The 20,296-nt window shown below is 55.0% G+C and carries 18 protein-coding genes and 1 other RNA gene; 10 read left to right on the top strand and 9 right to left on the bottom strand.

Annotated features, from left to right (window positions below):
* Positions 1-71 precede the first annotated feature (71 nt).
* Both KKW20_RS07765 and KKW20_RS07760 read right to left on the bottom strand, forming a co-directional pair.
* The gene (locus KKW20_RS07765) at positions 72-1,295 is read right to left on the bottom strand and encodes an NADH:flavin oxidoreductase/NADH oxidase family protein (protein ID WP_214567292.1); all 1,224 of its coding nucleotides are present in this window, start codon (positions 1,293-1,295) and stop codon (positions 72-74) included.
* Entirely contained in the window at positions 1,292-1,594 is a 303-nt protein-coding gene (locus tag KKW20_RS07760) for an ArsR/SmtB family transcription factor (RefSeq protein WP_214567291.1), read from the bottom strand. The genes KKW20_RS07765 and KKW20_RS07760 overlap by 4 nt, the downstream gene beginning before the upstream one ends.
* Positions 1,595-1,717: 123 nt before the next feature.
* Here KKW20_RS07760 and trhO point away from each other — a divergent pair, with 123 nt between their 5' ends.
* The 5 genes from trhO (at position 1,718) to KKW20_RS07735 (ending at position 10,649) form a co-directional block, all read left to right on the top strand.
* Positions 1,718-2,635, top strand: coding sequence for an oxygen-dependent tRNA uridine(34) hydroxylase TrhO (gene trhO, locus KKW20_RS07755; protein WP_214567290.1), 918 nt, complete (start codon positions 1,718-1,720; stop codon positions 2,633-2,635).
* Between the two features lie 679 nt (positions 2,636-3,314).
* Positions 3,315-4,526 carry a hypothetical protein gene (locus KKW20_RS07750; protein ID WP_214567289.1) on the top strand — a complete coding sequence of 404 codons (1,212 nt, stop codon included), beginning with the start codon at positions 3,315-3,317 and terminating at the stop codon, positions 4,524-4,526.
* 139 nt (positions 4,527-4,665) lie between these two features.
* Positions 4,666-6,186, top strand: a complete 1,521-nt coding sequence (locus tag KKW20_RS07745; RefSeq protein ID WP_214567288.1) for a type I restriction-modification system subunit M — start codon at positions 4,666-4,668, stop codon at positions 6,184-6,186.
* Positions 6,183-7,511 carry a restriction endonuclease subunit S gene (locus tag KKW20_RS07740; RefSeq protein ID WP_214567287.1) on the top strand — a complete coding sequence of 443 codons (1,329 nt, stop codon included), beginning with the start codon at positions 6,183-6,185 and terminating at the stop codon, positions 7,509-7,511. The genes KKW20_RS07745 and KKW20_RS07740 overlap by 4 nt, the downstream gene beginning before the upstream one ends.
* A 57-nt stretch (positions 7,512-7,568) precedes the next feature.
* Positions 7,569-10,649 carry a type I restriction endonuclease subunit R gene (locus KKW20_RS07735; RefSeq protein WP_214567286.1) on the top strand — a complete coding sequence of 1,027 codons (3,081 nt, stop codon included), beginning with the start codon at positions 7,569-7,571 and terminating at the stop codon, positions 10,647-10,649.
* Positions 10,650-10,656: 7 nt separating this feature from the next.
* Here KKW20_RS07735 and KKW20_RS07730 read toward each other — a convergent pair whose 3' ends face one another.
* Positions 10,657-11,031 (bottom strand): hypothetical protein, encoded by a 375-nt coding sequence (locus KKW20_RS07730; RefSeq protein ID WP_214567285.1) that lies wholly within the window; start codon positions 11,029-11,031, stop codon positions 10,657-10,659.
* Positions 11,032-11,537: 506 nt separating this feature from the next.
* Between KKW20_RS07730 and KKW20_RS07725 the strand changes: the two genes are divergently transcribed.
* Together KKW20_RS07725 and KKW20_RS07720 are read left to right on the top strand one after the other, a co-directional pair.
* Entirely contained in the window at positions 11,538-12,569 is a 1,032-nt protein-coding gene (locus KKW20_RS07725) for a hypothetical protein (RefSeq protein ID WP_214567284.1), read from the top strand.
* A gap of 5 nt (positions 12,570-12,574) precedes the next feature.
* Entirely contained in the window at positions 12,575-13,129 is a 555-nt protein-coding gene (locus KKW20_RS07720) for a TetR/AcrR family transcriptional regulator (RefSeq protein WP_214567283.1), read from the top strand.
* 57 nt (positions 13,130-13,186) lie between these two features.
* On the opposite strand, the gene KKW20_RS07715 is transcribed toward KKW20_RS07720, so the two are convergent.
* The 6 genes from KKW20_RS07715 to KKW20_RS07690 all read right to left on the bottom strand — a co-directional run bounded on the left by KKW20_RS07715 (position 13,187) and on the right by KKW20_RS07690 (position 18,162).
* Positions 13,187-13,873: a hypothetical protein gene (locus KKW20_RS07715; protein ID WP_214567282.1), complete on the bottom strand. Its 687-nt coding sequence runs from the start codon at positions 13,871-13,873 to the stop codon at positions 13,187-13,189.
* Between the two features lie 95 nt (positions 13,874-13,968).
* Complete coding sequence (locus KKW20_RS07710) at positions 13,969-14,247, bottom strand: hypothetical protein (RefSeq protein ID WP_214567281.1); 279 nt, start codon at positions 14,245-14,247, stop codon at positions 13,969-13,971.
* Between the two features lie 276 nt (positions 14,248-14,523).
* Positions 14,524-15,516, bottom strand: coding sequence for an acryloyl-CoA reductase (acuI, locus tag KKW20_RS07705; protein ID WP_214567280.1), 993 nt, complete (start codon positions 15,514-15,516; stop codon positions 14,524-14,526).
* A 36-nt stretch (positions 15,517-15,552) separates the two neighbouring features.
* Positions 15,553-16,659 carry a dimethylsulfoniopropionate demethylase gene (locus KKW20_RS07700; RefSeq protein WP_214567279.1) on the bottom strand — a complete coding sequence of 369 codons (1,107 nt, stop codon included), beginning with the start codon at positions 16,657-16,659 and terminating at the stop codon, positions 15,553-15,555.
* Between the two features lie 54 nt (positions 16,660-16,713).
* Positions 16,714-17,346 (bottom strand): DUF1326 domain-containing protein, encoded by a 633-nt coding sequence (locus tag KKW20_RS07695; protein ID WP_214567278.1) that lies wholly within the window; start codon positions 17,344-17,346, stop codon positions 16,714-16,716.
* Between the two features lie 24 nt (positions 17,347-17,370).
* Entirely contained in the window at positions 17,371-18,162 is a 792-nt protein-coding gene (locus KKW20_RS07690; RefSeq protein WP_246534499.1) for a DUF2182 domain-containing protein, read from the bottom strand.
* 143 nt (positions 18,163-18,305) lie between these two features.
* Between KKW20_RS07690 and KKW20_RS07685 the strand changes: the two genes are divergently transcribed.
* From KKW20_RS07685 to KKW20_RS07675, 3 genes are all read left to right on the top strand, one after another.
* Entirely contained in the window at positions 18,306-19,046 is a 741-nt protein-coding gene (locus tag KKW20_RS07685) for a FadR/GntR family transcriptional regulator (protein WP_214567277.1), read from the top strand.
* Between the two features lie 251 nt (positions 19,047-19,297).
* Positions 19,298-19,651, top strand: a transfer-messenger RNA (tmRNA) gene (gene ssrA / locus KKW20_RS07680).
* A 174-nt stretch (positions 19,652-19,825) separates the two neighbouring features.
* Entirely contained in the window at positions 19,826-20,248 is a 423-nt protein-coding gene (locus KKW20_RS07675; protein ID WP_214567276.1) for an ester cyclase, read from the top strand.
* Positions 20,249-20,296: the final 48 nt, after the last annotated feature.

Raw genomic sequence — 20,296 nt, 5'->3', positions numbered from 1 at the left:
GCTGATCAAACACCAAACGGCGCCGCGTCAAACCGGCGCCGTTTTTCTTTTGGGGAACGATTTCGTTGGGATTAGCTGGCCCTGTTGTCCAAATGGATCTCTGTGGCCCGCTGAATTTGCGCCAAATACCGGTCATGCCCCTCGACCACGGGCATGGACAGATCCGGCTGGCCCGTCGCGCCCGCAATTGCCAACTGTGTGCAGAACCAATTCAACACCGCCCCACGCGGCAATTTATCCGCCGGAGGGAACGCCTGCTCAATCGCAGGGGCTTTATCAATCTCTCCACTTAGCAATTTCCTGACAAATCCCGGATCAGTGATAAAAGGCCGTCCCATGCCAATCAGATCCGTCTTCCCCCCCTCAATCGCCGCATCCATCACGCTGGCCGAACGAAACCCACCAGTGACCATCAAGGGGATGCTCAAAGCGTCTTTAATGGCCGCCGCATAGTCTAAGAAATAGGCTTCACGTATTTGGGTAGAGCCCGTTTTTGACGCGTGTTGATAGGCTGTGGGTTCTTCAAAGTTCCCACCAGATATTTCTATAAAATCAACGCCTTCCGCCTCTAACATCACAGCCACCAGAACCGAATCCGCGTGGTCAAAGCCCCCCTTCTGAAAATCAGATGAATTCAGCTTCACCGCGACAATAAAATCAGGTGCAACCGCCGCGCGGACCGCCCGGACCACCTCAACCGTCAATCGCGCCCGGTTTTCAAGGGATCCCCCCCAACGGTCGGTACGTGTATTTATCCGCGGCGACAAAGCCGAGCTGAGCAGATACCCGTGGGCGGCGTGGATCTCGACCCCGTCAAACCCCACGTCTTGCGCAATCTTCGCAGAGCGCACAAATTTCGCAATAACCTCGGCAAAATCTTCATCCGTTGCGGCATCAGGCGCGCCATAGCCCGGCAAGGCCAGCTGAACCTCTGAGACAGACGTGGGATGCGGGTTGATCGCCTCTGGCGTCTGTCGCCCCGCATGGGCAAGCTGGGCCAGTATCTTTGCCCCGCCACTTTGCCCCGCCTCAACAAGTGCTGATACTTTTTCGCTGTCGGACTGGGGGTCGAGCACAAAATTCCCTGCGTGTTCAAGATGCATCCGGTCAATGGGCGTGTTGCCGGTGATCAAAACTCCCGCCCCGCCTGCGCTCCACTGTCCAAACAGATTGATTAACGCCTGCGTCGGGTTGTTCTGCGCATCCGCCAGCGCCTCTGACATTGCGGATTTCACAATTCGGTTCTTCAGCGTCACCCCATTGGGCAGCGTTAGTTCGGTTCCAAACATGTTCATTGCAGATCCTCCGAAAGCTTTTTCAACGTCTGGGCAATCACCTCTTCGTTGCGGCGATAAAAAGTCCATTGACCATGACGCTCTGACAACACCAGCCCAGCCCCCTTCAACGCATTCATATAGGTCGAAATCGTCGACTGAGAGAGGCCGGATTTCTCTTGAATATATCCAACACAAACCCCCGCCAGATCCGCGTGTTCTGGCAGCGCAGGTGGAAAGTTTGAGCGGTCCTTCAGCCAGATTAGTATTTGGCGACGAGCGGGGTTGTTGAGAGCCGAAATGGCTTTGTCGATATCCATATATCGAGATATCGCGATATAGCGCTACATTGTCAAGCCCTCTTTCCAATCTCTCGCGTCCACATTGGCACCGCTCCCACACAGGGACTTGATCCCGCCCCCACAACCGCCTATTTGGCGCACATGTTCACAATCGCTGCTCTTTATCACTTCACCCGCTTTGACGACCCTTCTGCGTTGCAGGCCCCCTTGTTGGCGCTGGCGCAGGCCAAGGGCGTGACCGGATCGCTTTTGCTTGCCAATGAGGGCATCAACGGCACCATTGCCGGATCTCGCGCAGGCATCGACGCGGTGCTCGCGCATATCCGCGCTTTGCCGGGCTGCGCGGAGTTCTCGTGGAAAGAAAGCACCGCAACCGATCAGCCCTTTGGCAAAATGAAGGTGCGCCTGAAGAACGAGATCGTGACCATGGGCGTGCCGGATGTGGACCCCAATGCCTCTGTCGGTCATTACGTGCAGCCCGAGGATTGGAACGATCTGATCGCGCAGGATGATGTGGTGGTGATCGACACCCGCAATGATTACGAGGTCTCGATCGGCACGTTTGAGGGGGCAGTTGATCCCAAAACCGAAAGCTTTCGCGATTTCCCCGGCTGGTGGCAAGACAACAAAGATCGCTTCCACAACAAACGTGTGGCGATGTTTTGCACCGGCGGCATTCGCTGTGAGAAATCAACCAATTACCTGATCAGCCAAGGGGTTGAGGATGTGTTCCACCTCAAGGGTGGCATCCTGCAATATCTGGAAGATATCCCCAAGGAGGAGAGCACTTGGGAAGGCGAATGCTTTGTCTTTGACAACCGCGTTTCTGTGGGTCACGGGCTGACCGAAGGCCCGCATGAGCTGTGCCATGCCTGCCGCCGACCCATTCTGCCCGAAGACAAAAACCGTGTGGAATTTGAACAAGGCGTGAGCTGTCATCAGTGCATCGACCAGTTTGACGAAGCCCGCCGGGAACGATTCCGCGAACGCCAAAAGCAAATGGCATTGTCTGCCAAACGCGGCGAACGTCATTTGGGGCGGGACCCCCTACCTCGTTAACGGATAAAGCAAAAGGGCACCCAAATGGCCAGCCTGTGCGATAAATGTTGAAAATGAATCGCCCCACCAGTAACCTGGTGGGGCGTTTTCTATTGCGGGCTTGGTTGTGGCGAAAAAATCAGAGGCAAATTCATCCCAAAAGCTCCCGAAGAAATCTTCGAGAGTTGCAAGGAGGCGCCTTCCAGCAACTCCAGGTGGATTTTCGATCAATTTTTGCCGGAATCCTCACTGCGAAGCCTTTGGTCGTTTCCCGGACCCCCTTGATGGACGAGGAAGGTCAAAGCCGTCTGACAACCGAGGAACCTTATCTGGCTCTGGCGAGGAGCGATCGTATATCTGCCCAACATGCGGTGTGGCAAATGTAGTCAAATCAAACCGTGCCGTAGCTGAAGAGTATTCAAGAGTTCGTCGACAAGATAGGAGAACAAACGGAAAACATTGCCAAAATTCGACCTGTGAGAACCATGGCCTGTCCGTTTGTCTTAGTCCAAGTTCTTACTCGTCCTTTGGCAAGACGGCGAAAGGTGACCCCCGATATCAGTGCAAATCGTGCAAAAAGACTTTCTCGGTTGGCAAACCAACTCGGAGGCACAAGTCGACAGACGACACAGGGGCGATCTTCAAAAGTCTGGTGAACAAGGTTGCTCTCGCCCGCATCTGTGAAATTCACGATGTCAGTATGAAACAGATCCACAGCAAGGTGGATTTCTTGCATAAACAAGTCGTGGCTTTTTCACACGAACGGGAAAAGCGTTTGGATGCGTGTTTCGAAGGCCGAAGGCCGTTTTTCACTACTGACATCCAAACAATCTTGGTCAATTGGCCCGTGAAGAAACGACGCGGAACAATTCCTCTCCTGCACATGGCCACAGTTCATAAGTTTTCTCAATTCGTTGTGGCAGCCACCGTTGACTACGATGCAAGCATCTCCCCCGAAGACCTCGAAAGTGCCATGGAAGGTTGCGGCGACTTTGATTTGCCGCGAAGCATGCGTAAACATGCAAGGCTGTGGTCCGCTACCGAGTATCAGGGGTCTCTCATGCGCTCGCAGGGAGTGCGCTTTTCAAAGGATGATATTGCTACAGCTGGCAAGCTACTCCTTCCCGGGCATGGAAGCAGGGTTCGCGGTGATGCCTTCAAGTTCGCACATATGATGCATGTGAAGAAGCTGATTGGAGAGCGCTTCAAGACAGCGAACTACTGCCTTGATGATGAAGCTGGCCTCGCAGCAGCCGTCTGCGCTTTGAATGTAGAAAATATCAAAGCAGGACGCGTCAATGTCGCGGAGATTAGTTTCAAGAAAGGGATGATCAATGATGATCGGCAAGTCTTGGCGGCCCAGGGCAGAGCCACCCTTACCAATTCGATTGCCGCTGAAGCACAAAACATGGCCTTGGTGAAAAGCGAATTCCCGAACTTGAGCGATTTTCAGGCCATTACTCTAATCTTGCTGTGGAAAAACTACCGCTCGCTCGCTCCTGCCGCTCGCGCTGCAAAGCTTGCTAAATCAGGAGTGCCTTGGCCTTTCCATACCAAGTCTGAGCCTTACAAGTTTATTCGTCTGAAGACAGATCTCGATGACATGGGCTGGGATGGACTGGCGAAGTTCTTTGCCAATGCGACCATTCATCCAGTGGATGCCTACTTCAATTTAGCCCGCCGCCGCGTCATGGGTTTTGAACGTGGCGTCCCAACGGCCTCAAACGATCAACGCATCTGGCATGCCTATTCCTACTACAATCCCGAGATGGTCCCCAAGATGGTCGCCATCCTTCGGTTTTACTACAACTACATGCTGGTGCCACGGGATGGCGACGGCAAGACGCCAGCTATGCGATTAGGCTTAACGAAAGGAAAAATCTATGTCCGTGACGTGTTGTCATACAAATGATTTCCTCCAGCCAAACAATGGTTTGCGTCAAACATGCTTCACGTTATGGTTGCGCAAAGCATTTAGCAGAATCCATTTCTGGGAAATGGGTTTCATCCCCATATTCTCGGCAAGAAACAACACTTTTTGAGGAAGCCGCATGAGCATCGAAACCACCCTTTTCGCCGCAGCAGACAAAATGTGGGGCAATATGGACCCCGGCGAATACAAACACGTGGCTCTTGGCCTGATCTTCCTCCGATATGTCTCGGAGTCCTTTCAGCGTTTGCACGATACACTTTCCGAGGACCAATACTCGGACGCAGAAGACCGCGACGAATACCTGGCCGAGAACATCTTTTGGGTGCCGGAAAAGGCGCGCTGGTCTTTTCTGGCCAAGAATTCCAAAAGCCCAGAGATCGGTGTCATGCTCGACGATGCCATGCGCGCGATCGAGGCTGACAACGAAAGCCTGAAAGGTGCGCTCCCGAAGGTCTATGGCAAGGAAAGCATGGACCGTGGCATGCTGTCGGGCTTGATGGACCTGTTCACCAACTTCAAGCTGGCTGGCAACGATGAAGACTTCGACCTGATCGGCCGCGTCTATGAATACTTCATCGGTGAATTTGCATCTGCCGAGGGCAAACGCGGTGGTGAGTTCTACACGCCCAAACCCGTAGTTGACACGCTGATCGAGATGATCGAACCCACCAAAGGCCGCGTCTATGACCCCTGCTGCGGCACTGGCGGCTTTTTTGTGCAGTCGGAAAAGTTCATCGACGCACACAAAGGCCAGAAGAACGACATTGCCATCTATGGTCAGGAACGCAACCACACCACCTATGGTCTGGCGCGCATGAACCTTGCCATTCGCGGTATCTTTGCGGAGATCCGTTGGAATTCCGAAGGCACGCTGCTCAAAGATGCCTTCCCGGATGAACGCTTTGACTATGTCCTCGCCAACCCGCCGTTCAACATCTCGGACTGGTCCGGTGATCTGCTGCGCGAGGATGCGCGTTGGAAATTCGGCGCGCCGCCTGTCGGCAATGCGAACTACGCGTGGCTCCAACACATTCACACGCACCTGTCCTCCAAGGGGATCGGCGGCGTGGTGCTGGCCAATGGCTCGATGTCGTCCATGTCTGGTGGCGAAGGCGATATTCGCCGCGCCATGGTCGAAGGCGACGCGGTCGATGCCATGGTCGCCCTACCGGGGCAGCTGTTCTACGGCACGCAGATCCCGGCCTGCTTGTGGATCTTGGCCAAGGATAAATCCAACGGTATCGCCAAGGACGCAAAGCTGCGCGACCGTCGCGGTGAGGTGCTGTTTATCGACGCGCGCAAGATGGGCGCGCTGGTGCCGGGATCGCGCAAGCAAAAAGAGCTGTCGCGCGTGGAAATCGAGAAAATCGCCACCGCCTATCACGCTTGGCGGGGTGAGCCGGACGCAGGCGCATATGAAGACGTCGCGGGCTTCTGCAAGTCAGCCACAACCGAAGAGATCGCCAAACACAACTTCGTCCTGACCCCAGGCCGCTATGTCGGCGCAGGAGAGGTGGAGGATGACGGCGAACCCTTTGAGGAAAAGTTCACCCGCCTGATGAGGGCCTTGCGCCAGCAGTTTGCCGAGGGACGGCGGCTGGAAGCGCAGATCGAAGATCGTTTGGGGGAGTTGAAATGATAAGTCGCCAAATTTTGTCCGTCGGTGACTTGTTTGAGCTTGAAAATGGTTTCGCCTTCAAAAGCAGAGACTTCATTGATCAAGGCGTTCCAGTTATTAAGATCAAAAACGTAAAAGCAGGTTTCTTCAGTGAGCATGAGTTCTCTTATGTATCGGACAAATTCTTAACGGAACGCGCCAACAAACTTGCTAAGCCTCAGGACCTTCTCATCAGCATGTCAGGGAACCGGCATGACGGTTCGCCGGAGACATGGGTTGGTAAAGTCGCCTTCTTTGACAGGGCGACACCTTACTTTCTGAATCAGCGAGTCGGGGCGCTCCGTCTCAAAAAGGAAAAGCAGGCGAGTATTCGCTTTATGGGGTATTTGCTGAGTTCGTTTCCCTATCAAGAGCAATTCATTGCGATTGCTACCAGCTCTGGGGGGCAAGCAAATCTCTCGCCAGCTCAAATACTTAGCGCAGAAATCGATATCCCAAATATAGAAGAACAACTCGAGATCGCGGCGATCCTCGGGGCGCTGGATGACAAGATTGAGGTGAACCGCAAGACGGCGGCGACGCTGGAAGAGTTGGCGCAGGCGCTTTATCGGTCGTGGTTCGTTGACTTCGACCCCGTCCACGCCAAAGCCGCAGGCCGCACCCCCGCCCACATGGACGCCGCCACCGCCGCTCTCTTCCCCGACAGCTTCGGCGAGAATGGCCTGCCGGAGGGGTGGGAACAGTCGACGGTTTCTGCAGTCTGTGAGCATGTAAAACAGACGGTGAAACCGATGGATCAGCCAGATCAGCCATTCCATCATTTCAGCCTGCCAGCATTCGATACTGGGCGCGTTCCTGTCTTAGAAAACGGCAAAGATATCAAAAGCAACAAGCTGTTTGTTCCAAACAATGCAATTCTGTTTTCGCGCCTTAATCCGTCGATATCCCGCGTGTGGTGGGCGCAGACAGATGAAGAAGCGGCAATTCCTGCTTCTTCGACGGAGTTCTATGTCGCCAAGGCGCTTCATGAACTTCAAACGCCCTGGCTTTATTGCCTGATGTCCTCGGCAAACTTCCGTGATGAGGCCCTTTTTAGGGTAACTGGCACATCCAACAGCCACCAGCGGGTGCCCCCCAAAGCTTTTGCAGAGATCGAGGTGATCAAACCAACAGATGGTCTTCTTCAAGCCTTCGGTGAGGTCTGTGGAAACTGGTTTGAGCGCATTCACGCCATGTCCGAAGAAAACCAAACCCTCGCCGCCCTGCGAGACACGCTTCTCCCGCGCCTGATGTCCGGTGAGTTGCGCGTGGGTGAGGCCAAAGAACAAGTAGAGGCAATCGCGTGATGCGGCTGCCTCTTCATATTCGGGCGTTTGCCCAAAAGATGATTTACAGGTGATGTGATGGCGTTTTTGATTGAAGCCGATCTTGAAGACTTCCTGATGGAAGAAATGGGCGATCTGGGCTGTCAGTTGATGCATGGTGCGCAGCTTTCGCCAGATGTGAAACCCGCCCTGCGCGCCAGCAACCGCGATACCATCCTGGAACCCGTTTTCATGGATGCTTTGCGCGCCATCAACCCCGATCTGCCCGAGCGGGCCTTGATCGACGCCTCCAAGAAAATTCTCGACCCCGTTTTCACCACCGACGTCGTGCAGGAAAACCGGCGTATTCATCGGCTGATGGTTGAAGGCATCAAAGCCACCTATGTGCAAGACGGCGAAGAGCGCGGCGCGGTTGTGCATCTGGTTGATTGGGAAGACCAGAACAACGACTGGCGTGCGGTCAATCAGGTCGACGTCGTGGGCAAAGCCCCTCGCATCCCCGATATGGTCATCTTCCTCAACGGGCTGCCATTGGTCGTGATTGAGCTGAAAGGCACCGAGGGCAAGGATATCGAAGCCGCCTTCAACCAGATCGAGACCTACAAGGCAGATATCCCTGATCTGTTCCGAACGACGCTGCTCAATGTGATCAGCGACGGGTTCACGGCGCGCTATGGTTCGCTCTCGGCCAATCTCGACCGTTTCATGACATGGCGCACGCTCGACGGTGAGACGCTTGTTCCTGCGGGCACGGATCTTGCGCTGGAAACGCTGGCGCGAGGATTGTTGAACCGTCAGACGCTGCTTGATCTGCTGCGCTGGTGTGTGGTGTTCGAGGATGAGGGCAAAGGCCCGATCAAGAAGGTCGCCGGTTATCACCAGTTCTTTGCCGTGCGCAAAGCCATGGACGCCATCGCCAGTGCCCGTGGACAGGACGGCAAAGCGGGTGTGATCTGGCACACGCAGGGTTCGGGTAAGTCGCTCCTGATGACCTTCCTTGCTGGGCGGGTCATGCATGATCCTCAGCTTGAAAACCCAACCCTGTTGGTGCTGACGGACCGCAATGATTTGGACAACCAACTGTTCGCCACCTTCGCGCGTTGTAAGGACATTCTGGGTGAAGAACCTGTGCAGGCAGACAGCATTAGTGATGTAAAATCGCTGTTGGATCGTGATGTAGGTGGCGTTGTTTTCTCGACCATTCAGAAGTTCCGACCAGACGCTGGCGGAGAGTTCCCAGAAATCACGGATCGCTCGAATGTCATCGTCATGGTCGACGAAGCGCACCGCACCCAATACGGGTTCGACGCGAAGATGACCAAGGAAGGCGATGTGAAATACGGCCTCGCCTATCAGCTTCGCCAGGCCCTGCCGAATGCCGTCTATGTGGCCTTCACAGGGACACCTGTTGAGTTGGTAGGTGCGAACACACGCGGCGTGTTTGGCGAATACATCGACGTCTACGACATCGCTCAGGCCGTCGAAGATGGCGCTACTGTGCCAATCTATTATGAGGCGAGGGTTGCGAAGATTAAGCTAAACGAAGACCTTGCTGACGAAATTGACGAGGTATTCGACGACGCAACTGAAGAGCTCGAAGAAGAAGAGACTGACGCCGCAGCCAAGAAATGGTCGCGGGTTGAGGCTCTTGTGGGGGCAGACAACCGGCTGGACGCTGTTGTCGCAGACATTCTCCAACACTTCGATGCGCGCATTGAGGCAATCGATGGCAAAGCCATGATTGTGTGTATGAGCCGCAGGATTTGCGCCGAAGTCTACGATCGTATCGTTGCGACACGCCCCAAATGGCACGGAGATACAGATGACACCGGAGAGGTGAAAGTTGTCATGACCGGCAACGCAACAGATCCGGCGGCGATGCAGCCTCACATCCGCTCGAAGTCCCGACAGGAAGCCATTCGCAATCGATACAAAGATCCAGCTGATCCATTGAAGCTCGTGATCGTCAGGGACATGTGGTTGACCGGCTTTGACGCGCCTTGCATGCATACGCTGTATGTCGACAAGCCGATGAAGGGACATGGCTTGATGCAGGCCATCGCGCGCGTGAATCGGGTGTTCAAAGGTAAGCCAGCTGGCTTGGTCGTTGATTACATTGGGATTGCTGCGGACCTGAAGAATGCCCTCGCGCATTACTCGCAGTCCGATCAGAAACAGACGGGTGTCAATGAGGCGGAGGCTGTCTCCGCGTTTCTTGATGCATTGGATGTCGCGCGACAACAGTTTTTTGGGTATGACTATGCTGATGTGCTTGATGGATCGTCGAAAGACAGGATCAAGGTTCTTCCACCCGCGATTGAACACATCCTAAACAAAAGCATCCAAGATGATGGCGCATCCGTCAAAAGGTTCCAGGACGCGGTTGCTGCGCTGGTAAAGGCGTTCAAGCTGGCATCAGGCAGCCCTCAGGCGACCGAGCATGCTGTCGAAGTGGCGTTCTTCTCAGCGGTTCGAACGGGGATCGAAAAGCTCGATGCTGATCGCAAGGGCAAGAAGAGTGGGCAGTCGGATTTTGCAATTCAGCAGCTCGTCAACAATGCTGTCGCTTCAACGGAAGTGGTCGACATTCTCGGCGCTTGTGGCTTTGACCGACCTGACATCAGCATGCTCTCCGAGGAGTTCATGATCGAGCTTCAGAACATGCAGCATAAAAATCTCGCAGTGGAAGCACTGAAAAAGCTTCTAAATGGAGAGATCAGTGCGCGGACTCGAAGCAACGTTGTCAAGAAAGACGAGTTCTCTCAACGCCTTAAGGTGGCAATTGGGCGCTACCATAATCGCAGTGTTGATGCGCTTCAGATCATTCAAGAGCTGATCGAAATTGCGAAAGACCTTCGCGCAGAGCCTGACGACGGCCTTACGACGGACGAACGCGCGTTCTATGACGCGCTCGCGCAGAATAACAGCGCTGTTGAGATCATGTCCAACAATGAACTCCAAGTTATCGCGGCCGAGTTGGTCAAGACAGTCAGGGGGAATGCGGGTGCTGATTGGTGGCGTCGTGAGAATGTGCGCGCGAAAATGAGGATTGCGGTGAAGAAGATCCTTCAGCGACACGGATATCCGCCTGATCTCACATCAGACGCCATCAAAACGGTTCTGAAGCAAGCTGAAGCGCTCGCAACAGAAATTTCCTGAAGAGAAATTAGGCTTCGAATTCTTTTTCGCAGTATTGGTTTCGCAGAGCGATGAAGTATTCGGCCAGAACAATAGGGTCGCTATCAGTCTTCCAGGCAGCCTTTTTAATGAAAAGTTCCATGTCTCGGCAACAATGTCTTAGAGGCATGGAAGCATCATTGGGCAAGGCCACTCTCAACGCGAGAAGTTTGGTTAAAGCCAGCACCGCGGAGGCATTTACCGTCACCTTTCCCCTTTTTCTTATCAGTCGCGCCTCTTCCAGGAACAGACCTTTCTCTTCTGATGAAAATTCAGAGATTGGCGCAAAATTTGCTTCTATGAAGTCTTGTGCATCTCTATCCGCCTGATCCTTCCAGAAGAGGCCAAATGATCCTATTCGCATACTTGCTCCAAAAAAAAATCGATCAACCAATAGGAATTAGTTCGGACCGTAGTCATAGAAAAACCTCCCGCAAATTATTTGACGCATTCTCACTTATAGGACATTGAGTGGGTCCTCGGCAGCTTATCTGCCGAGGAAACCCTTTGGAGGGTCCGCAATTTGAGTTGGTCGTCTACGTGACGATCTGATGTTGACGGCCCAGACCCGCCATTCGCCTGACAACAAATCGCTGCATCGCAGCTTCCCGAAACCTGTTGTTCGAAAAATGGTGCAGCATTTTGCCTGCCTGAGCGGCAGGACTGGCGGGACTTAGCTTCCGTTCTCGACAATTGCGCCGATGGCAACTTTCCACGGTCTGAACTGGGATCTGTTAAGCCGGTTTGACCTTTGCCACCTAAATGGGATTTCTTCCGAGTTTAATTTTTATGATACATGCATGCCTCATATCTTGACGTCCGGTTTTGATACACCTATGTCCCATGTCAAGACACACAAAGGATATGAAAATGAAACATCTGCTCTTGGCCATCTCGGCCATCTCGGCCCTCCTTCTCGTCTCGGCGTGCTACCCAGGTAAAGGAATGAAAACCCTGGGCGAACTGCATGAGTTCACCGGCAGCTGGACAGGTTCAGGCACCCTCTATTCAGATGCAGGCAGCCAGGGCACCCCTTGGACATCTGAGGTCATCTACACGCCGGCCTACGATGATGTTCTGATGGAAAAACGGGAAATCATCGACACGGGCGCCGCGCAACCCATCGCGACCCTGTCGTTTCTGGGCTGGGACTGGGGCACTGAAAACCCTGTTCACCTGACCGTTGGCAATGACGGGCTGGGTGCGCGCAAAGAACCGATGACCCGCATCAGCGACACCGAATTCATGGTCACGCGCACGACCATGAACGCGCAAGGTCAAGCCGTCGTTGATCAGACGACAATGGAGCTGTCGGGCAACACCTACACGGTGTCCCGGATGCGTGCTGTGGATGGCGGAACGCCGTTTGTCAGCTTTGAAGGCACCTATCAGCGCAGCTCTGAGGCGCTGGACGTTGACCTGTTCAAAGTGGGTGCCCAAGTGCCGCTGTCTGACGACACGAACCGCATCGCCTGCATGGCGGGGTTCTACCGTCAGGAGGGCAGCTATCAGGGTTCGCCCATCCTTGGCGATGAATCCATCGAACTCATCCTGGGTGGCCACGCGATGTTCATCAACTTCAAGTTCGAAGCGGACGCGGGTGACGGCTATTTCGGATCGTCCCTGACGTCGTGGAATTCAGAGCAGGACCGGTTCACCGGCTTCATGGTCTCCAATGACGCCATGACCGCCGCGTTCGAAGCCTGGTTATCAGACGACCAATCGCAGCTGATCTATCAGCCTCTCGACGATCAAGGGCGCGGTATGGAAGACGCCCGCTGGAGCGCCAATCTGAACAGCGACGAAAACCATTGCTTGTTGAACGTTTCCAGCCCAAAAGTCGGATCAAATGATGCCGCCGACAAGGGGCTGTTCATCAAATTCACAAAGGTGGTCGAATAACGCTCATGAAACGGGATCAGCGCCTTGTGCAATCTGAAACGGCCATCGTTGAAGCAGCTCTCAAGACGCTGATCACCAATCCGTCTGCGGCAATGTCAGAAATTGCCATTGCCGCAGACGTGGGGCGGGCGACGCTTTATCGGCATTTCGAAACGCGCGAGGTTCTGATCAAGGCGCTCGTTGTGGACTGCATGAAAGAGACCGAAATCGCGTTGAAGGGCATTGAGCACCTGAAGGGCCGCGCCGCGTTTGAGGCCATTTTCGACCTGCTGATGCCGCTCGCAGACAGGTATCAGTTCATGGCTGGCATCTGGTCCCAGGTCCAAAACGACAAGGACCTGGTCAAGATCGAAGCCGGTTGGAAAAAGGACATGCAGGCCCTTGTAAAGCAAACCAAAAAACGGGGCGAGATCAACCGCGACATTCCTTCAGAATGGATTGTCGCGGTTTTTGACAGCACCTTCGCGGCGGCCTGGGTGCTGGTCAGTTCGGGCGATCTGTCGCCCAGCGATGCAGCCAGATATGCAAAACAAACGTTCTTTTCGGGCTGCGCAGGATAGCCCCAACAGGGGTGTTGCCGATGGCTGCCGGGGTCTCGCTGCGGCCCTAAACAGGTGCTATTGCGCGTATCTCAGCAAGCGATAGCCGTCCCCGTCGGTTTCCTTCATCATTTTGTCATATTCTTTCGCTCGTTTCTGTCGCGTTGGCTTGGTCGCGTCCTTGTCGAACGAGATGACATGCCACTCAAAGCGATCATCTTTGATCATGTCTCGAAATATGTGAGGAACGGTGCGAGCCATAGCGGCTTCCTGCTCTCCAACCAGTGTTATCTTTCCGTATGCAAGCAGGGTTTTCTCAAGCCAGAAAATGCGGTCGTAGATCCTTTTCACCCCGACTTTACGTTTTCCTTTTGCCGGCATCAGCAACCGCTTCAATCCGTTGATGCTTGCATCGTTAACCAGGTGTTTGAGAATTCGGATATTCTCTCGCCGGTCCTGTTGCCGGATATGAGATTGAGAAACCGTAAAGCGCGCGCCCGTTTTGCCCTTGCAGGGCTCGTGGATCATACGCACACCTATGGCTTTTGATTTGCCTTTGGTGGTCGTTTTCTTGCCGTTTGCCCCATTGAAAACAAACTCTTCAGGCGCGGATAGGTAAGTTGTCCCGCAATGCCCGCAGCTTGGTCCATCAAGCAGACCATTTTGTGATAGGAAACGCTCTTCTTCTTTTGCAAAGTGTTCGTTTGAAAGAACTTTAAACTGAATCCCGCATTCAGAGTTTCGCGCTGTGTGCTGGCATTTCACAGAGCGATTATCATCCCAAGAGTGAGGATCATCCGCGTATTCCAGAGCAATACTGTTTCGTATTTCTTGTCATCTTTTCCGCCATGAAAGCGATATCAGCCCACGCCCATGTTGATGCCAGAGTTCTTCAAAGATGCAGCTAATCGCCGTTGTCCAGCATTTCTGCCGCGAAAAGCATTGTGGATGCTATCAGGTGCGATGCCATAGTTGCCGCAATCAGGATCGCCGCAGGTATTTAGGTTTACATCACCATTTTGTGCTGGATAGATCTGCTCCAACGACAGTTGTGGAATACTCTTGCCCAAGCGTTTGCCCTTCGAAGTTTCGGTCAAGAGTTTGTGTTTCGTATCAGCTACATTGGCTTGATCGAGCATTTCCAAAGGGCCTATTACTCAGTATTTGAAATTTTTCTCGTGCGGACCTCTGGCCGTGCACGAACAAGCCTCATCTGGCAGATGAATTTGAAAAAATTATGGCGCAAAAACAAAACGCTGCCGGAAATCAATCCGGCAGCGTCGTTTGGCCATGTCCTATAGGTGAGAATGCGTCACAAATTATTTGCGGGAGGTTTCAACATTTATCGCACAGGCTGGACCCAAATGGGCGCCCTTTCTTATGTCACAGGTCATGCCTTACAAGGTTAACCGCGCTCAGGCGTTCACATCCACCACAACACGCCCCTTGACCTGACCTTTCAGGATATCGGCGCCCAGCGCGGGCAAATCAGACAGTTTGGCCGGGCGGATCATCGCCTCCAACTTGTCCATCGGCAGATCGGTGGCAATGCGTTCCCATGCGCGCAGACGGTTCTCGGTCGGTTGCATCACACTATCAATACCCAACAGGTTCACCCCACGCAGAAGGAAGGGAATGACCGTGGCCGGCAGCCCAGCGCCGCCCGCAAGCCCCACCGCAGACACGCTTGCCCCGTATTTCATCTGACCTAAAACACGCGCAAGCATCTCGCCGCCCACCGCGTCCACACACCCCGCCCAGGTTTCCGCCTCAAGCGGACGTTTGGTGGTTTCGTTCAGTTCCTCTCGGGCGACAATGGTGGTGGCCCCCAGCGATTTCAGATACTCCGCCTGATCGGGACGCCCCGTGACGGCCGCAACCTCATAGCCAAGATGGGCCAAAATCGCCGTGGCAACCGAACCAACACCGCCCGCAGCACCCGTAACCAGCACCGGACCATTGCCGGGCTTCAGCCCGTGATCCTCAAGCGCCATCACCGCCAGCATTGCGGTAAATCCCGCCGTGCCCACCGCCATCGCCTGACGGGTATCAAGCCCTTTGGGCAGCGGCACCAGCTTATCGGCTGAAATGCGCGCCTTCTGCGCATAACCGCCCCAAGTTGCCTCGCCCACGCGCCAACCGGTCAGCACCACTTTGTCGCCGGGTTTGTAGCGCGCGTCCTCCGACGCCTCAACGGTGCCTGCATAATCAATGCCCGGCACATGGGGATAGTTGCGCACCAGCCCGCCGCCTTTGGCCGACAGGCACAGCCCGTCTTTGTAGTTCACGGTGGAATACTCCACCGCAACCGTCACATTGCCCTCGGGCAGCGCAGCCGCCTCGATCTCTTTGATCTCAGCCGCGGCCAAACCATCCTCGCCCTGCTCCATTACCAGCGCTTTAAACATCGTCATCTCCTTTTTGCGGGCCACCCTGCCCGCCGGTTAAATCCAAAATGTGTCATAAACGGTCGCAGCACGCGGCCCATCTGGTGTCAGCACATCCAACTCGGTGCCGGACGCCCAATGGGTCATGCGCACCATGCCAATCGCGACACCGGTGTTGAAATCCGGGGAATTGGCGGCGGACGTCACCTGCCCCACCTGGTTTTCCCCATCCATCAAGGGCCAGGCCCGATCACAGGGCGGCACGGGGCGCCCATCCCCGGTGTGGATCTCAATCGCGCGCACCTGTTGCACCGGGCCTTCCTTGGCCACGCGCAGCAGCGCATCACGCCCGACACAGCCCAAGGCACTTTGGGTGGAGCAAAACCGCCCCAACCCGGCCTCGTGCGGGGTGTTATCGCGGGTCATATCGTTGCCGTAAGACAAAAGCCCGCCTTCGACGCGCTCAATCCCATTGGGACATCCGGCATGCACGTCCATGCTTTTGCCGGCTTCCATCAAGGCGTTCCACAGCGGCATGGCAATGTCAGCCCCCTCGACATAGATCTCAAACCCACCCTGCTTTGAATAGCCAGAGCGGGCGACCACCAGTTTGCGCCCCTGAAAGTCCAGCTGTTTATAGCGGAAAAACCGAATGTCACGCACCGCGTCGCCAAACACAGCCGCCGCCAGATCATCCGCGCGCGGGCCTTGAATGGCAAGCGGCGAAACATCCGGTTCATCCACCAATACATCCAGACGAAAGCCGTAGACCAACCCTTTGACCCAAAACAAAAGATCACTGTCGGCGATGGAAATCCAAAACCGGTTTTCATCCAACCGCACAGCAACAGGGTCGTTGAGCATCCCCCCCGTCTCATCCACCATCGGCACATAGAAACATTGCCCATCCTGCATCTTTGACAGATCGCGCGGGGTGAGCATTTGCATCAGGCGCGCCGCATCCGGCCCGCGCACTTCCACCTGTCGTTCACACGACACATCCCAGACCTGCACGGCGTCCTTCAGGTGGCGGTAATCCTCTTCCACCGACCGAAAAACAGTCGGTAGAAGCATGTGGTTGTAGATCGTATACCCCTTGACCCCGGCGGCTTCGACACCGGGGCTGAAAGGGGTGCGCCGCAAACGGCGAGAGGGTGAGATCATGGCTCCTGAAGAACTTACCACGGGTCGCGCTCCCTTATCAAAGGTCCGGCCGCGTCAGCGACCGGGACCTTTCCAGTCGATCTGACAGATTTCAGCGGATTTTCCGTCAAAATCCCACACCCGACCAAAGGCGCGCACTTTGGCAACATTGGCCTTGGCAACGGTGATATCCGGACCCATCCAGTAATTGGTGTTGGTGATGACCTGATCGGCCCCGCCTTTTCCGGGCACAGGTTCAATCTCGCCTTTGATGGCTTTGCCGACCATCAGGCGGCGCTTGTTGCCTTCGGTTTCAAAAACAACCGGCGCGCGTTCTGCACCCAGAAACTCGCTGACCAACATCTTGAACAACCCGGTTGTGCCTTTGGCCGCCCCGGTGAAAATGTGGCACAGCGCTTCGAACGCGGCATCATTGGCACGATCATCAATATAGGCCGCAGCTTTCCAGTTGCCACGCGCCATGCGGCCGGGGATTTCCAACAGAAGCCCCACATTCAGGCCAGACAGGTCCTCGCCGCCATAATGGCCGCTGTCGATGCGAATGCCCGCCCAGCCCATGCAATACCCTTCGGTCGGGGGGTGATCGCCCAAACTGACCACACAGGGGCAAAACACCGTGCAGTTACAGTTGAGGATCAGTTCCCCTTTGATGGCCCATTCAACCTGGCCTACTTGCGTCCCGTCCATGTCATTCTCCCTTATTCGGCGCCCCTAAAGCAGGTTCATTGCGCCATTGGTCATGAGTGCAAGGCCAAGAATAGTCAGTCCCCAGCCCAGCGGTTTGGTCACATACCGGCCAATGTCCGGCAGTTTTTCGAAAATCATCACAAGCGTGGCGAGGCCCATAAAGGCAATGTTCATCACGCCCCCCACAAACCCAAGCAGCATAAGCGCCCAACAACAGCCAAGGCAGACCGCCCCCAATCGCAGACCCAGCGCCACAGCGTTCCAGCGGGTGTTGCGCCAATACTGCATGAAAAAACTCATCGGTTGGCGGCATTTTGACAGGCAAGCCTCCTTGAAGGCTGAGAACTGATAAAGCCCCGCGCCAATCAGCAAAGCCCCCGACAACCAGACCGACAGGCTTTGACCCAGCGGAGAGATCAACCCAAGCCGGAACAGCGCCAATTGCGCGCCTGCCGCCACCAGCGCAAAGCCCAGCCAGATCGCCAGATAGCCCGCAATCAGCTCGCCAAAGCCGCGTGTGCTGGCCGCGCCACTGCTGCGCATGTCGTCATAAGTTGCCAATGCGGGCAATGCGGTGGGCGCCATCATCGCCCCCGACATAATCGCCCACATTGCAGCCAGGCCCCAATATCCTGCCCGATCGGGCGACACCACGCACAGCGAGCGCCAGAACTCGGCCCCGTAAATCTGCGCCATCGCCAAATCATCCGTGGGAACGGCCATCGCATAGAGCCCCCCCCAACCCAGCAAGACCAAGCCAAACAGAGCCAGCCAGTGAGGGGCGGCCATTTGCCTGATGCGGGTGGCGATTTGCATGGGGTGCTCCTGAAAGATTCGCAATTGTCTTACATTTAAACGCTACATCCGGAACCAATTGTCAGACAAATGATTTTTTTCCGCACCGAAAGTGACGCAGCGTCCAGTTGACCACACGCCCCCTCACCGCCTAGACACAAAGGATGAGCGCGCAAAAACCCACCCCGCAAGACCTTTCCGCCCAAATCGCCAGCGATATTCGTGATGCCATCATTGCCGGCGACCTGATTGTCGATCAGCGCCTGCCGTCAGAGGCCGAATTGGCCGATCAGTTTTCCGTCTCCCGCCCCACCGTGCGCGAGGCGCTAAAAAGACTGGCCGCTCAGAACCTTATCCGCACACAGCGCGGTGCCACCGGGGGCGCCTTTGTGAACCGCATGTCGTTTGAGGACGCTTACGGCCAGCAGATCACCACCTCCACCCTGCTGCTCTCAATGAATTCCGTCAGCTTTGAAACCGCTTGCGAAGCGCGCTATGCGCTGGAACGCGCCTGTGCGCCACTGTCCGCCCAACGCCGCACGCCTGACCACCTTGCCACCATGCGCGCCGAGATTGTCCGTCAGGGGCAAACCGGCCTGTCAGACGAGGCTTTCTGCGCCTCGGACGTGGCCTTTCACCGCGCGCTGGTCGACGGGGCCGGCAATCCGGTGCTGTCTTATCAACTGGCCGGCGCCGTAGAGGCGATGCAGCCGCTGATGAACATGATCACCTATACACAGCGGGATCGCGACCGGATCATTGCCCTGCACACCCAGATCGCCGACGCATTAGAGGCACGGGGCGGAGCACAGACAGATGACACCCTTGCCGCCTTGGGGGAATACACCCAGACACTGGCAAGACAGGCCTTTGCGCGGCGCGGGCACTCTGCGGATCACGGTTAACCCACGCTTAACCACAATAACCAATGCTGCGGCTTTAACCACGCCCCCATATCCCCACACGCACCAAAGGCATGGCAGCACGCGCTCTTCACCTCAAAAACCGAGCACACAGGCGCGGTGATCCGGCGTACGGAAAATTCCGGCCAGACCCTCATCTTCTGCAATCGGGCGCCAATCCACCCGCCGCCTCTGTGACAGCCGCGCTTTCACTGCAAGAAAACGGTATGAAATCTTTCAAAGATTTCACACAGGCCCTTTTATCTGCCGGCACGAAGACTTATATCTGTTTCGTCCCCTCGGGGACTATGGACATAAACGCGCTCGCAATAAGCGGATCGGACCCGGGGGCGGTACCCGGCGTCTCCACCAAACATCCTATCATTTGGGATCATGGGGACGAAATAGGATCGACGGACGTCTAAAGGGGTTAGCTTTGTTTCGGTGAGTTACCACCGTTATCGGTACATTTTAAGCTAGTTGCAAATGACAACAAAGCTCCAGCAATGGCTATGGCTGCGTAAGCAACCTTGGTCGCTGACCTTAAGTCCTTACGCCTAGCCGCGTTTGGCGGGGTCCGCAGGTACCTGGCAACAGAAACCTGCACTTAACCTTCCCCTCATCATATCACTTCGAATTTGCAAGTGAAAAACCCATTTTTTATGGGGTTTTTTGCACAACCTGTCCAAATAGACAGGTGCCCGTGCAAGGGTTTGTTCACGTTTCACTCACTATACTTGTCGTAACTTTTGAACGCTGAGCAGCATAAAGGCGGAGACCACATGTCTAATCTGGACATCCTAAAAGAATGGTATCAACGCGTCTGGGTCGAAGCAGACCTAGAGGTCATCGACACCCTATTCACACCAGACACCGAAGCGCAGGGCATGATGGAATTTGGCGTCGGCCCTGAAGATTTCAAAGCCCTCGCCGGGGCCGTACATGAACAAATCGAAGACGTGACAATCCACTTTGACCGCGTGGTTGAACTGGACAATTGGGTCTGGGCACAAATGTCCGCCAAGGCGACTGGAAAACTGAATGAAGGCACGGTAAATGTCACCGGCCAAATCATGTGTCGTATCAAAGATGGCAAAATCGTCGAAGCCTATAACCAATTCGACTTTTTGACACTATTTGAACAACTTGGCCTATTACCAGAACACACATTGGCTCTGTGCTTGGCCGGGGAAACCATCGGCTAAATCTATGAAAAAAGGGGGCGCGAACATGCCCCCTTTTGCTTGGCGAAT

It is taken from the genome of Aliiroseovarius lamellibrachiae, from assembly GCF_018599245.1.
GTDB lineage: Bacteria > Pseudomonadota > Alphaproteobacteria > Rhodobacterales > Rhodobacteraceae > Aliiroseovarius > Aliiroseovarius lamellibrachiae.
This window is presented reverse-complemented; position numbering and strand designations above follow the sequence as displayed.